The 14604-nt window shown below is 39.7% G+C and carries 17 protein-coding genes; 1 reads left to right on the forward strand and 16 read right to left on the reverse strand.

The features are described 5' to 3' along the window. Positions 1–24 precede the first annotated feature (24 nt). On the reverse strand, positions 25–1512 hold the full coding sequence (locus NHH15_RS07195; protein ID WP_262065978.1) for an SLC13 family permease: 1488 nt from the start codon (positions 1510–1512) through the stop codon (positions 25–27). A 179-nt stretch (positions 1513–1691) separates the two neighbouring features. Between NHH15_RS07195 and NHH15_RS07200 the strand changes: the two genes are divergently transcribed. After that, a complete protein-coding gene (locus tag NHH15_RS07200; RefSeq protein WP_262065979.1) occupies positions 1692–2606 on the forward strand; it encodes a LysR family transcriptional regulator in 915 nt (304 codons plus the stop codon). A 106-nt stretch (positions 2607–2712) separates the two neighbouring features. Here NHH15_RS07200 and NHH15_RS07205 read toward each other — a convergent pair whose 3' ends face one another. From NHH15_RS07205 to NHH15_RS07275, 15 genes are all read right to left on the reverse strand, one after another. Continuing rightward, on the reverse strand, positions 2713–3165 hold the full coding sequence (locus tag NHH15_RS07205; protein ID WP_262065980.1) for a DUF1700 domain-containing protein: 453 nt from the start codon (positions 3163–3165) through the stop codon (positions 2713–2715). A gap of 97 nt (positions 3166–3262) precedes the next feature. After that, positions 3263–5374 (reverse strand): glutamine synthetase III family protein, encoded by a 2112-nt coding sequence (locus NHH15_RS07210; protein WP_262065981.1) that lies wholly within the window; start codon positions 5372–5374, stop codon positions 3263–3265. Positions 5375–5521: 147 nt separating this feature from the next. Continuing rightward, positions 5522–6385, reverse strand: coding sequence for a class II fructose-1,6-bisphosphate aldolase (gene fba / locus NHH15_RS07215; protein ID WP_262065982.1), 864 nt, complete (start codon positions 6383–6385; stop codon positions 5522–5524). A 95-nt stretch (positions 6386–6480) separates the two neighbouring features. Beyond that, positions 6481–7242, reverse strand: a complete 762-nt coding sequence (locus NHH15_RS07220) for a DeoR/GlpR family DNA-binding transcription regulator (RefSeq protein WP_262065983.1) — start codon at positions 7240–7242, stop codon at positions 6481–6483. Positions 7243–7265: 23 nt separating this feature from the next. Continuing rightward, positions 7266–7814 carry a BMC domain-containing protein gene (locus NHH15_RS07225; RefSeq protein ID WP_262065984.1) on the reverse strand — a complete coding sequence of 183 codons (549 nt, stop codon included), beginning with the start codon at positions 7812–7814 and terminating at the stop codon, positions 7266–7268. A gap of 16 nt (positions 7815–7830) precedes the next feature. Then, entirely contained in the window at positions 7831–9150 is a 1320-nt protein-coding gene (locus NHH15_RS07230) for a 4Fe-4S dicluster domain-containing protein (protein WP_262065985.1), read from the reverse strand. A gap of 19 nt (positions 9151–9169) precedes the next feature. Next, positions 9170–9421, reverse strand: a complete 252-nt coding sequence (locus NHH15_RS07235; RefSeq protein WP_262065986.1) for a EutN/CcmL family microcompartment protein — start codon at positions 9419–9421, stop codon at positions 9170–9172. A gap of 26 nt (positions 9422–9447) precedes the next feature. Then, positions 9448–10098, reverse strand: a complete 651-nt coding sequence (pduL, locus tag NHH15_RS07240) for a phosphate propanoyltransferase (RefSeq protein ID WP_262065987.1) — start codon at positions 10096–10098, stop codon at positions 9448–9450. Positions 10099–10173: 75 nt separating this feature from the next. After that, positions 10174–10449, reverse strand: coding sequence for a BMC domain-containing protein (locus NHH15_RS07245; RefSeq protein WP_262066025.1), 276 nt, complete (start codon positions 10447–10449; stop codon positions 10174–10176). A 111-nt stretch (positions 10450–10560) separates the two neighbouring features. After that, positions 10561–10845 (reverse strand): BMC domain-containing protein, encoded by a 285-nt coding sequence (locus NHH15_RS07250; protein ID WP_262065988.1) that lies wholly within the window; start codon positions 10843–10845, stop codon positions 10561–10563. 24 nt (positions 10846–10869) lie between these two features. Beyond that, positions 10870–11145, reverse strand: a complete 276-nt coding sequence (locus tag NHH15_RS07255) for a BMC domain-containing protein (RefSeq protein WP_262065989.1) — start codon at positions 11143–11145, stop codon at positions 10870–10872. 12 nt (positions 11146–11157) lie between these two features. Continuing rightward, positions 11158–11505 (reverse strand): BMC domain-containing protein, encoded by a 348-nt coding sequence (locus NHH15_RS07260; RefSeq protein WP_262065990.1) that lies wholly within the window; start codon positions 11503–11505, stop codon positions 11158–11160. A 21-nt stretch (positions 11506–11526) separates the two neighbouring features. Further along, entirely contained in the window at positions 11527–12729 is a 1203-nt protein-coding gene (locus NHH15_RS07265; protein ID WP_262065991.1) for a zinc-dependent alcohol dehydrogenase, read from the reverse strand. A 21-nt stretch (positions 12730–12750) separates the two neighbouring features. After that, positions 12751–14139: an aldehyde dehydrogenase family protein gene (locus NHH15_RS07270; RefSeq protein ID WP_262065992.1), complete on the reverse strand. Its 1389-nt coding sequence runs from the start codon at positions 14137–14139 to the stop codon at positions 12751–12753. Continuing rightward, the gene (locus NHH15_RS07275; RefSeq protein ID WP_262065993.1) at positions 14130–14603 is read right to left on the reverse strand and encodes a GlcG/HbpS family heme-binding protein; all 474 of its coding nucleotides are present in this window, start codon (positions 14601–14603) and stop codon (positions 14130–14132) included. Before NHH15_RS07275 ends, NHH15_RS07270 begins: the two co-directional genes overlap by 10 nt. Position 14604 lies beyond the last annotated feature (1 nt).

Genomic DNA, 14604 nt, shown 5'->3' on the forward strand with positions numbered 1-14604 from the left:
AATTTCCTCCTGTTTAAGTACACTTTATTTAATCATGAGCTGTGCTAACGGAATTCCTATCACCAACATGATAATAGTCTCAATAATTACAAAAGAAAGTGTATATTTATAGATATCCTTTGATTGCAGCCATTCCTTATTTCCATGCATCATCGCTGCAAATGGTGATGCTGCCGGCGTCGTACAGGCAGAACCCAAAACAAAGATAATCATGCAGGATACAATTGGTGCTGCATTTGCTCCAGATGCTGTACAATACGTATAGATAACCGGAAGCAGAACCATTCCAATAACCAAACTATTACAGATATTTGTAAGTACGACTGCTACAAGCAAGATAAAAATCATAAATTGCACAGTACCCATTCCATCAAACAGTGGATTCAATATATACTGTAAAAACGCCTTAATTCCTGTAACATCTGCCGTTAATACCCCTCCAATTAAAATAGCCGTTGCACACAATAAAAGTGTATTCCAGTTGATTCCGCTCATTACTGTTTTAATTTCCATAACCGGCTTATTCGCTATTCGAATTCCAACTAAAATAGCTGTCGCACCTAATGCTAAGCCTGTAGAATTCTCTTTTAAAAACTGCATTCCTGGTACTGCCGTGGTAATACTTAAAACAATACTCGGCACCAGCATCAATAAAATCAATACCACAAATACAGCTGTCGTAATTTTCTGTGATAAATCCATAGGCGGAAGAGGATCTTTTTTCAGACTCTCCACATCAAAGGATTTCAGCTTTTCTACATCTGGCCTTAAAACAAACTTCGTAAACAGTATGATTACAAAAATCATGATTAAACCAATCACCAAACCAAAGAACAAGTAGGCCGGATCACTAATAAATCCCGGTTCTTCTGCAATTGCTCTGTAGTTACTCAACAGCGCCAAACCATTATTCATAAATGGAGGGATTGGGAATCCGATAATCGCAACGACAGCCACCAAAATAATCATGATTTTGGGATATTTATCTTGCTTTGTAAAACCAACATCCTCAAATATACCGTAAAGTACTGGCCACATTAAGATAATAGGTGCAAAGGCAATAATAAAAGCCGACATAAGCAAAACACCTATCAGTACCACAGTAGTGAAGACCCACGGTCTGCCACTGTTCATTTTTCTAGTCAGGAAGAAACGTCCCATATACGCCGTTATCTTCTTATCCACCAGACACTGAATAACCATCATTAAGAAAAAAAGCTGCACAAATACAGTGCTCCCGAAATATTCATTTAGAACCTGGGGCATTGGCGCATAGCTGGAAATCCCAACAAAAAACGCCGAAATCAAGCTCCCCCATAGTACATCTGCCGTCGTCCACATATATAGGGTTCCAATGAAAATTCCGAGGATTTCCTGCCCTGTAGGTGTAACTGTTCCTTCCGGAAAAGGAATGGGAAGAAATCGGAAAAATATCATAATTCCAACACCTATGAGCGAATGAACAATGTGACTTCTTGCTGTTTTTTCCTTACCTTTCGTGTTTTCTTTCATTTTAACTCTCTCCTTCTTTCATTCGTTTGATTGTATACTAACACCGGTCATTTCAAATTGGAAATTCCGTTTTTGTATCGCCCCTATTCATTTTATGAATAATGTTGTTTTTTTGCCAAAAAAAAGATATAATTTTATTTAATTCTAATGTTTGTTTTCTTTTAAAGGGGGATATTTATATGCATTTCGAACAAATAAACTGTTTTCTTACACTGGGAAAATATCTAAACTTCACCAAGACAGCCAAAGTACTTTACACCACGCAGCCTACCGTAAGCCGCCAGATTCGTTTGCTCGAAAAAACGCTGGGATTCGACCTGATTCAGCGGGATACCACGCCATTACGCCTTACTCCTGCAGGTGAGTATTTGTATCCCCGCTTCAAAGATGCCTATGAAATGATTGATACAAGCATTCGAGAAGTGAATGATATGATTTTCGGTCAGAGTGGATGTTTGCGTATCTCATGTCTAACTTCTCTGGATTTGGATAATATCTTGACCGATATTTTCACTCAATTCCAGACTCGTTATCCCAAAGTAGTGTTTTCTTTTGAAAAACATGGTTTTGAACAATTATCCTCTCAACTTCTGAAGCAAGAAACTGATTTGGTAATCACTTTAGAACCAAAAACTTATATGCTCCACGATAATACAGAGCAAAAATTTTTATTTGATTGCACCGGTGTCTGTCTTTATTCAAAAGACCATCCTATCGCCGCCACAAAACCTCGTACGTTATCAGATTTTAGAAATGAAACCTTCATCTGCTTGACCGAAAGTGCATCCCATCGCAGACTAAGCGGCATATACAAAATCTGCAGCGACTATGGGTTTTCATGCAAAAATATTATACGGGTACCTAATATTGAATCCGTTTTCTTTTATGTGAAATCCTGTCAAGGCGTAGCTATTTTAGACAAAAGTGTACATAAAATCCACGATGACAGCTTTAAATTTATTGACACACCTGTCTCATCTGCCACACTTTCTGCAATTGCAGTTTGGAACAAAGAAAATAATAGCCCTGTTCTTCATGCATTCCTCTCTATGTTAGTAACGCATATAGAAAAGTACCAAGAAATGTTCCGTTAATAGTAATTATTTGTATCTAAAAAAGGCTCTATGTTATCACCAGAGCAGATGGGTTAGCATCTTTTCATGATTAACATAGAGCCTTTTCTATCTTATTATTCTATTTTCACCTTCGCCCACCAGAAAACAGTCGAAATATAAGGCTAATTACCAATACAATAACTATAATTGGTCCAAACACCGAAAATATTCCACCTATTATACTAATGGCTGCAAACAAAATCAAAATTCCAATTACTATTACCAAAAAATTCCCCAAAGAAAATCCACTACTTGGCTGAGTCCTCTTACTTGAATTGGAATCAGAGTATGTATTACTCGTATTTGGTTGTTTATAAGTATTTGACTGTTTCTTCTTTACTTCCTCCGAATCAATAACCGTTCGAGCCAAAGCCCATGGGTCGCCAAGCTCCTCTGTGATTTCTTCCTGACTTCTCCCTTTTCTCATCTCATCATCTATATACTGACTATAAAAATTAATATTTTCCTGTATAATGGGACCATCCAAATCATTTGCAAGAGCTTCCTGCAATTTGGATAAAAACTCCACCTTTGTCATCCAGCACCTCCTAATAAAATAAACCTTACGCTAAGGATACCACAAAGTATCCTTTAATTAAAGCGTAAGGTTCTAAACTTTCTCTAAATATTCAATTTTACACTTCGAAAAGCAAATCTCCATAAGACGGCATCGGCCATGCTTCTTTATCTACTTTCATTTCCAACTTATCGATTGGGGCACGAAGAGCTTCCATAGCCGGTATCACACTGTCGTGATAATAATTTGCCTGCTCTTGTCCTTCCTCCATTGCGGAAGCCTTTTCTGTAACATTCCATAGGATATTCAGCGCTTTCTCTGCTTCCTCAAGGAGCTGTGATACTTCTTCTAAGTGAGCCAGCTGAACCTGAGCACTTACGCCGACCTCTTTTACGGCAATAACAGTTTCCGCCAGAGTCTTCGTGTATTTCATGATAGCAGGAATCAGTTGTTTACTTGCCATATCAATCATGGTTCTCGCTTCAATATTAATTGCTTTTGCATAATTTTCATATTTGATTTCCGCACGAGATTCAAGCTCCGCTCTTGTAAATACCTTGAATCTTTCAAATAAATTAACGGTTTCATCCGTTACCAGGGCTGGAATTGCTCCAACCATTGATCTGATGTTTGGTAAGCCTCTTCTCTCAGCTTCTTCTACCCACTCATCAGAATATCCGTTTCCATTAAAAATTATTCTTTGGTGTTCTGTCATATAATCTTTTATAAGATCATGTACTGCTTTTTCAAAATCTTCTGATTTTTCCAGCAAATCACAAGCATCGCAGAATGTCTCTGCTACAATCGTGTTGATTACAGTATTTGGTGACGCAATAGAATCTCTTGATCCAACCATACGGAACTCAAACTTATTTCCCGTAAATGCAAAGGGAGATGTTCTATTACGGTCTGTTGCATCTTTCGCAAGATTAGGCAAGGTTTTTACACCTGTTTCAAGTTTTCCGCCTTTTTTACAAGTCGTTGCCTCTCCTGTATCCACTAACTGGCATACAACATCTTCTAACTGTTCTCCTAAAAATACTGAAATAATTGCCGGTGGTGCTTCGTTCGCTCCAAGACGGTGATCATTTCCCGGATCTGCCGCTGACTCACGAAGAAGTGCCGCATGTTTATCAACTGCTCTTAGGATACAAGCAAGCACCAACAAGAATTGAATATTCTCATGAGGTGTTTTTCCTGGCTCTAAAAGATTTTTTCCATCATCCGTTGTAAGAGACCAGTTATTATGCTTTCCAGATCCATTCACTCCTGCAAATGGTTTTTCATGAAGAAGGCACTTTAAGTTATGCTGTCCTGCCACACGCTTTAAAGTCTGCATAATAATCTGATTGTGATCTACTGCAACATTTACCTTTGCATAAATTGGCGCAAGTTCATGCTGAGCTGGTGCAACTTCATTATGCTGCGTTTTTGCACTGACACCTAACTTCCAGAGCTCTACGTTCAAATCCTTCATAAAGGCAGCAACTCTTCTCTTAATGGTACCAAAGTAATGATCATCTAATTCCTGACCTTTCGGTGGCATTGCTCCAAACAATGTACGGCCTGTATAGATTAAATCTTTTCTTTGGCGGAATTTATCAGCATCCACCAAAAAATATTCCTGCTCTGGACCTACAGAAGGTGTCACTTTCTTTGCCGTCATATTACCAAAAAGCCGAACCAGTCTCAAAGCCTGTGTATTGATAGCTTCCATAGAACGAAGCAACGGTGTCTTTTGATCTAAAGCTTCTCCTGTGTAAGAACAGAAAGCAGTTGGAATACAGAGTGTTGCTCCTGCTGAATCATGTCTTACAAACGCTGGAGAGGTAGCGTCCCATGCCGTATACCCTCTCGCTTCAAAGGTTGCTCTTAATCCACCTGATGGAAAAGAAGATGCATCAGGCTCTCCCTTTATAAGTTCCTTTCCAGAAAAGCTCATCAACACTTTCCCGCTGTCTAATGGCGCTGATATAAAAGAATCATGTTTTTCTGCCGTTACACCTGTAAGAGGTTGAAACCAGTGAGTATAATGAGTTGCCCCTTTATCAATCGCCCACTCCTTCATCTCATGAGCAATAACATCTGCGATTTCAAGGTCTAACTCTTTTCCTTCTTCTACCGTTTTCTTTAATTCTTTATAAATTTTCTTCGGCAAACGTTCCTGCATGACTGTTTCATTAAAAACATCCTGTCCAAAAATTTCAGCTACATTGATTGCTTCGCTCATTATTTTCATTTCCTTTCTTGTTAAAATAGAGTTTGTCTCTTGCAAAAAAAAGGCACTCCAATCTTCATTGGAACGCCTTTGTCCTTGCTACTCTGACAGTATACTGCAAATCATCCCAAAAGGCAAGCATAATTTTTCCAAATTTAACTACGCCTTGTTTACGGAACCAAATAACTCCATTTTTTCTTTCACTGTCTCAACAATTGCTTTTGTACCTGGAAGAAGAAGTTTTCTTGGGTCATAACCTTTACCCTCTAAGTCTTTTCCTTCTTCAATATACTTACGTGTTGCTGCTGCAAAAGTAAGCTGGCACTCTGTATTTACATTGATTTTTGCAACTCCTAAATCGATTGCTTTTTTAATCATTTCATCTGGAATTCCTGTTCCACCATGAAGTACAAGAGGCATATTTCCAGTTAGTTGTTGAATTGCATCTAACGTCTCAAAGCTCAGTCCTTCCCAGTTTGAAGGATACTTTCCGTGAATATTTCCAATTCCAGCTGCAAGCATTGTAATGCCTAAATCTGCAATTCTTTTGCACTCTTGAGGATCAGCAACTTCACCTTTTCCTACTACACCGTCTTCTTCTCCACCAATCGAACCAACTTCCGCCTCGATAGAAAGACCTTTTTCATTACAAAGAGCAACCAATTCTTTCGTCTTCTCTACATTTTCATCAATAGGATAGTGAGATCCATCAAACATAATTGAAGAAAATCCAGCTTCAATACACTTCAAGCTTCCTTCATAACTACCGTGATCTAAATGAAGAGCAACCGGAACTGTAATCTCCATTGCTTCGATCATTGCTTTTACCATTTCAGTTACAGTCTTGTAACCGCACATATATTTTCCCGCACCCTCAGATACTCCAAGAATAATCGGGGAATTACACTCTTGCGCTGCTTGCAGTGATGCCTTCGTCCACTCAAGGTTGTTGATGTTAAACTGACCTACTGCGTAATGACCCGCTACTGCCTTTTCTAACATTTCTTTTGCTGATACTAACATAGTGACACCTCCATAATAATCATTGTGATTTCGTGTACCATTATAGCGTAATTGCACGCAAAACACAACTTAAAAAAAGAGCAGATTCTCTGCCCTTAAGGATACATGCACAATATTCCTTCTGCTTCAAAGAAGCTTTTCCATCTTTCTTCCGGTTGTTTATCCGTTACCACATACTCAATATCTGATAACTCACCAATTGTAGTAAATCCTATTTGATCAAATTTTGTACCATCAATGGCCAACACTTTTTTCTTCGCAGAGTTTAGCATCGTCCTCTTGTTGTTTGAATGCAGTTCGTCCGTATCGGTCACTCCTGCCTTCATATCAATTCCCTTACAAGAAATTACCGCAATGTCTACATGGTAGGATTGAAGCATCTTATCAGTCTGAGGTCCCACAAGCGCATACGTCCCCTCTTTTGACAATCCTCCTGTTGACAGAACCGACCAGTCTTTCTTGTCCAAGAGTTCTATAATAATCTCAATGGAATTTGTAATAATCGTAAGATTACTCTTTTCCTTTAATGCTTTCGCCACATACAATGCAGTGGAGGAAGCATCCAGCATAACCGTATCACCATCTTGAATTAATTGACACACTTCTTTCGCAATCAGCTGCTTCTCAATCACATTACGGTTTTTTCTTATATTCAACGGGAGATCTAAATTAGCATGTTCATTAAAAACAGCTCCACCATAACTTTTTGTAGCGTAACCATCTTTTTCCAGCTTTTCCAAATCTCTTCTTATTGTTTCCTCTGAAACATCATAAATCTGACTCAGCTCGCTTACCACCACCCGCTTCTGTGATTGCAGTTTTTCCAGTATTTCTTTTCGTCTCTCAATTGCTAACATGAAGCTTGCCTCCAAACATTTATTTAAAGAATTGCATCCTTCACCTGCTTATCTGGGGATGCAATAACGGATGAATCCACATACATTCCATCTTTTCCAATCACTCCAGCAGCTCGTTCAATTGCCGCTTCAACTGCTGCTACTTCTCCCGTTAAAAGCATATAGGATTTTCCACACATACCCCTTGCAATACGCAGTTCAATCAAATCTACAATTGCCGTTTTGGCAGCTTCGTCTGCTGCAACAATAATCGAGGATGCATCATAGGTCTCCAGTATACCAAGGGCTGCTACATTTTCAATCTCTGTAGCTGCATAAATTGCCGGGAAAATAGACTCATGAGGATTTCCCAATACAAAGCTATTAATCAGATGCTTTACATGCTGTGTCTTTGCCGCTTCAACTGCCGCCTTTACTGCACTTAAATCACCGGATACAATTGCAATATATTTTCCTGGACATACGGTCTGCGCTTCCACAATGCTGATATCAGAGGTTTTCACCATGGTATCCACAGCCGTAATTCCAGCCGCTACCGTTCTGTATTCTATCATTCCAATTGCTTTACTCATTTTTATATGTCCTTTCTTACGCTTCTATCATAACATATTTATCGTTTACTTCACAAATAGTTCCGTCAATGCTTGCATGTATATTTACACTTAAACCTTTTCCCATCGCTCCAACAACATCACCCTTTTTCACTTTATCTCCCTTGGTAACCCTGGGAATTGCAGGTGCTCCAATGTGTTGGCTCATTAATATTTTTACTCTTTTTGTATCGGGAACTTCCTCTTTCAAAGGCGCTTCTTTATCATATTTTGTCAAATCTAGTCTTGCCATTAAACGTTCCATAGGAACTTTTCTGAATTCTCGCTCCGGCCCTACGCCCTTCGCTTCCACTTTAGGCATGGGAACACCACGTCCTCTTAGTTTTCCTTTGTACTCTGTCATCAATGTACGAGGAGAAAGTCCCTGAAAACAAGAAAACATTTCGCACAATCCACAAGAAGAACAGAAGTATGTATTGACAAATATATCTGGATTTTGAACGTCCTTGCAGGTTGCCGCCTGCATAAACTTATGAGGCTCAATCGGATGACCCAAGCGATTTCTCGGGCATAAGTCTGTACACATCGAACAATTACAGCAACAGGCTGCTGCTCTTTTTAAATCAATAGAAGAATTGCTGTTTTTTTTCTGAACCAACAGATGATCCTGTGGCAAAACTAAAATCCCATTCGTAGTCTTTGTAACCGGCTGGAACTTACTTCCAATAGATCCCATCATCGGACCACCCACGAAGTAAACCGGATTATTCACGGTGGTTTTCCCAGCCATTTTCACCACTTCTTCCAGTGAAGTTCCAATCGGAACCTTAACAGTAATTGGATTTTCAACTTCTGCAACAACAGAAACCAATTTTTCTATTACTGGCTCATTATGCAATGCTCTATAGATGTTATAAACAGTTTCAACATTAAATACTGCAATTCCACTCTCAATTGGAAGTACTCCGGGACGAATGACCTTTCCAGTCACCTCATAAATCAGTACCACTTCATCTCCTGCAGGATATACCTCCTCCAAAAGTCCCAGGCGGACATTTTTATAATCTGCAACCACTTGGTTTAACGCCTCTATTGTTTCTTTATAGGCTTCCTTAATCCCTATGACCACATCTTTTGCCCCTAAGGTTTCTCCAATCATATGGAATGTTTCAACGATTTCTCCTGCGTGCTTTTCCAAAAGCTGTCTGTGGAGACGCAAAAGCGGCTCACATTCTGCACAGTTTAAAATTATGGTCTCTGCACGTTCATCCAGCTTCCCATAAGTGGGAAATCCTGCTCCTCCAGCTCCTACGATCCCATTTTGCTGTAAAATGTCACTTAGTTCTTGTCGTTCCATTTCAATTACTCCAGTCCTTTTAATCGTCAATAATACCTACAATAGCAGCATCAACAGGCACATTTTCCATACCACTCCCTACTCTTGCCGCACTTCCTTGTGCAACCAGTACGCATTCCCCGATACCTGCACCTATTTTATCAATGGCTATCAGTCTTTGACCTTCTGATTTCATGCTTTCACAGACTTCTACAATCATAAACTTATTACCCACTAATGCATCGCTTTTTCTTGTAGATATCACACTTCCAACTACTTTGCCCATCAACATATTCTTCTTCCTTCCTAAGGACGCCTTTACTTTATAATTCGCACAGTATCCCCTGTTCGGATATTGGCTGCGTTTCCTTCATCTGTATCAATATGCATTTCCAAAGTAAAACTGTCATCTACGCGAATTTGTACATGGTTAAAGGTTGTACCCCTTTCATTATCCGCAATAACAGATACTTCCTGTCCATCTACAACTCCTGCAAGAGAAGCATCCTTTGGTGGCATATGAATATGACGCTTTGCAATAATACATCCTTCTTTTAAATAGATAACTCCTTTTGGTCCTACAATTGATATCGGTGCAGAACCCTTAATATCTCCTGATTCTCGAATCGGTGCTGGAACTCCTAGCTTAATTGCATCTGTCTTTGATATTTCCACTTGGGAGCCTTTACGAACCGGTCCTAAAATTCTTACATTCTCTATCGCTCTTAGCTTCAGTCCAACAATTGTTACCACTTCATTTGAAGCAAATTGTCCACCCATCAGCTCTTTTTTTTGTGTTAATTGATACCCTTTTCCAAATAATTCTTCAACATGCTCCTGGGTAAGGTGTACATGTCTGCCAGATACCCCAATCGGTACCATATATCCATTTTCACTATTTTTAGAAGCTTCTTGCTTTTCCATTGCTTCTATTACCATACGAGTAATGACTGCTACATTATTATTCATAGTTTAGCTCCTCAAAGTATAGATACAAAAGAGGCAGTTATTCTTTGCCCCTTTTGTTTCTGTTGTTTCTTACTATTATAAAGATGGAAGAATTTTTTCTACATCATTGTGTGGTCTTGGGATTACGTGTGTTGCTACTAATTCTCCCAGTCTTCCTGCAGATTCTGCTCCAGATTCAACTGCTGACTTTACAGCTCCTACGTCACCGCGAACCATAACACTTACAAGTCCTGAACCGATTTTTTCTGTTCCAACTAAGGATACGTTTGCTGCCTTTAACATTGTATCTGCTGCTTCAATCGCTGCTACCAAACCTCTTGTTTCTACCATTCCTAATGCTTCTTGTGCCATTTTCTTTTCCTCCTTTTTTTCTGTGGATTTTGCTTCCTGAACACGTTTTATTGTTTTAGCCGGCGCTTTAGCCGTGGTTGCTTTTCTTTCTGCCATAGGGTTTTTTCCCTCCTAGTCTACCAAGTTACTGCTAGAACGTATTTGCTTGATTACTTCTTCATGGGGGCTTGGGATTACGCAATACGCTGCTGGTTTCTTTAACGAGTTACTTGCTGCGCTTTCGATTGCCTGAGCTACTGCAGATACGCTCCCCTTGATTATAACGGTCACAAGTCTTCCGCCTAATTTCTTTTCCCATGTTACCAGTGATACATCCGCTGTTTTACACATTACATCTATCGCATGAATCGCTGCTGTTGTACTGGGGATTTCGAAAAATCCATATGAATCTCCCATGAGACTACTCCTTTTTCTCTTCTATTATAAAGAAGGTAAAATCTTTTCTACATCATTATGTGGTCTTGGGATTACATGTGTTGCTACCAGCTCTCCAAGTCTTCCTGCTGCATCTGCTCCTGTTTCAACAGCCGCTTTTACTGCACCTACATCTCCACGAACCATAACACTTACAAGTCCTGAACCGATTTTTTCTGTTCCGATTAATGATACCTCTGCTGCCTTTGTCATTGCATCTGCTGCTTCAATTGCTGCTGTAAGTCCTCTTGTTTCTACCATTCCTAATGCTTCTTGTGCCATTTTCTTTTCCTCCTAAACTTCTTTTACGTGTTTTTTATTTTTACCATTGGGTTTATCTAAACCACTGAGTTTCAACATCTTTTCTGTACCTTCTACCGGTCTCGCTATTACATGAGCCGTGATGACTCCCGCCATTTCTTCTGCTTTCATCCTTGCTGCTTCTACAGCCGCTTCTACGTCCGAAATACTGCCTCTAAACTTCACCATAACAATCAAAGGAACCGGTAAATCATCTGCATTCGCAGGTTTATTCTTATCAAAGGTCTCCAGTCGGACGTTCCCCGCCTTACAGCCTGCATCCGCTGCTGCATAAGCCGTTGCCAGCCCAAAAACTTCTATCATACCTACTGCTTCTTGCATCCTACTCTCCTTTAAAAGTTACTATTTGTTAATAATAGCAATCTTTAAACCTTCCATCTTCAAGTTCGTTTGATGGGCTTCATTTATTTTATCTAATGGATATTCATGTGTAATGAGTTCATCCATTGGAAGTCCGATTCCTTTTGCTCTTTTCAAGAAATCAAAGGTAGTTGCATAATCTCTTAGTGTGTATACCCAAGAACCTACCAATGTAATCTCTTTTGAACAAAGATCGAAGTGTGGATTGATTGTGGCATCTCCTCCATTGATAAAGAAACCAAGTTCACATAACCCCCCGCCATTACGGATGAATTTATAAATGTTTGAATGTGCAACCGGTGAACCTGTACACTGGAATGCAAAATCTGCCGGATGTCCATCAAATGCATCTTCAACTGCTTTTGCAAGATTCTCAATGCCTTTATGATCCTTAAAGTTTACACTCTTATCTGCTCCCATTCTCTTTGCAAAATCAAGTCTCTTTTGCTCTCCATCCACTGCAACAATGTTCTCAATTCCCATTGTCCGAAGGATTGCAATACAAATCAAACCGATTGGTCCACATCCCTGTACAACAACTCTTGAGTTGAATCTTAAGATTCCAGTTGTCTTTGCTCGTTCCACTGCATGAATCAGTACTGCGCAAGGTTCGATTAAAATTCTGGATTTCAAATCCAAGTCGCTTACATTAAATACCGTTGAGCCTTCCCGTATTAAAATATAGTCTGCAAACCAGCCATTTAGATGAACTTCATCATCTGGAAGAAGCCCGTATACATCTGCTCCTCCTACATTTTGCTTGTTCAAATCAAACATCGTAATATCTGGATTGTCTTTAAAGATCATACAAGTTACAACCTTATCACCCAGCTTTAATGCTTTTCCTGCGCTGTCGATCTTTACATTTTTTCCCATTTTTACGATTTCACCAGTTCCTTCATGTCCAAGAACCACTGGAATCAAACTGAATGGATCGTTTTTAAACTCATGAGCATCGGTTCCACAAATTCCACAACCTTCAATTTTTACGAGAATGTCTCCATCTCCAACCTCTGGCATAGGAAATTCTTTAATGTCATAGTTCTGTAATTCTGTTAACATTGCAACGTGGGCAGTTTTAGGGATGCTTGTATTTCCAGCTGGTGCTGAAGTACCTTTTCCATCCATCATACTTTCTAATACTTGCTTCACGACTGCTTCTACATTTGCAGAATTCATTTCCATCTTTTACTTCCTCCTACTATTCTATCTGATACACAAACTGTCTGTCATAACACAACGTCTTCTCTTTGTGAAACTCTTTGCGCTAGTAAGTCCTTCTCCCGTTCTTGATGCAATGGTAAAAGTACAATATCCTTCTCCGCCAAATCCAAGCGCTGCATAGGATGGACCATTCTTAACTAATATTGCAGTATCAAGAGCTCTCGCATATTCCGTAATACGATCTACGTTTTTAGAATGTATGTGTGCAGAATGTCGATTTCCATGTTCTAACCAAACTGCTTTTTCCACACCATCTTCAAAGTTTGAAGCCCTTACAATTCCAAGAATCGGCATCATCAACTCTTCCGCAATCAATGGGTGTTCTTTTTCCCCTTCAAATATGATACATCTTATATTATCCGGTACTGTAACTCCAATCATTCCTAATAGAGTCTTCGCATCTCTTCCTACACATTTTCTATTGAGTCTTCCATTCTGCAATACTGTGGCTGTCAGCTTTTCCTGTTCTTCAGCAGATGCCATATAGCATCCTTGCTCTGCAACCATATAATGCATAAGCTCATCAGCAATTTCATCCAGAGCAACTACTTCTTTTTCAGCAATACAGGGCAGGTTATTATCAAAGGTACAGCCATTTACAATATCCTCAGCAGCCTTTTTTAAATCTGCTGTTTCATCCACAAGAGCCGGAGGATTACCAGCTCCTGCTCCAATCCCACGTTTTCCCGAAGAAAGTACTGCTGTTACGACTCCCGGTCCACCCGTTGCTGCAATAAGAGGAATATCTTTGTGCTTCATCATGACTCCACTGGAATCAAGGGTTGGCTTTTCAACGGTTGTTGCAATATTATCAGGTCCACCTGCCTCAACAGATGCTTCATTAATCATGTTAATTGCATAGAGAGAGGTTTTAATCGCTGCCGGATGTGGATTAAATACTACTGTATTACCTCCGGCTAGCATACCAATTGTATTACATATAATGGTTTCACTTGGATTGGTTGTTGGGGTGATTGCTCCAATCACTCCAAAGGGTCCCATTTCCACAAGGGTAAGTCCTCTGTCTCCAGACCACGCTGTGGTTTTGATATCTTCTGTACCCGGTGTTTTCTCCGCGACCAGCTGATGCTTCAAAATTTTATGTCCCACATTTCCCATACCCGTTTCCTCTACTGCCATACGAGCCAGGATTTCAGCGCTTTCTATTGTTTTATTACGAATGCCTGTGATAATCTTCTCTCGTTGATCCATAGACATTTTTGCTACATATTTCTGAGCCACTTTTGCTGCTTCAATCGCTTCATTCATATCTTTGAATACGCCCTTCGCATTTGAAGCATCTGCTGCAATCTGCATTTTGGCCATTACTTCTTGCACGATGGTCGATACCATCTGTTCATTTACAGACACTGGATTACCTCCTCAAAAACTTTTTTTCCAAAAGCGGCTAATCTTGTATCCTCATCTGCACTTCCTCCACTCACACCAAGTCCGCCTACAATTCTTCCTTTTGTCTTAAGGGGTTCTCCACCACCAAATATGATGATTTTTCCTTGGTTTGTATATTGAATTCCATAAAGGGAGTCTCCCGGTTTACAAAGCTTAGATAATTCTTTTGTAGACATCTTCAGACTCACTGAGGTAAAAGCTTTATTAACAGCCACATCATAGCTTGCAATGTACGCATCATCCATACACTGAACAGAAATCGGATGTCCGCTTCTGTCCGACACAGCAATCACTACGTTCAATCCCATTGCAGTGGCCTCTTCTTTTACTTTTTCGATAAGGATATTTGCCTTTTTCAGGCTGATACCGCTTTCCATTTCGTGAAGCACTCTTTTAATTGCTCCATCAATCTCACGATTATCCATT

It is taken from the genome of Aequitasia blattaphilus (assembly GCF_024721305.1).
In the GTDB taxonomy this organism is placed as follows: domain Bacteria; phylum Bacillota; class Clostridia; order Lachnospirales; family Lachnospiraceae; genus Aequitasia; species Aequitasia blattaphila.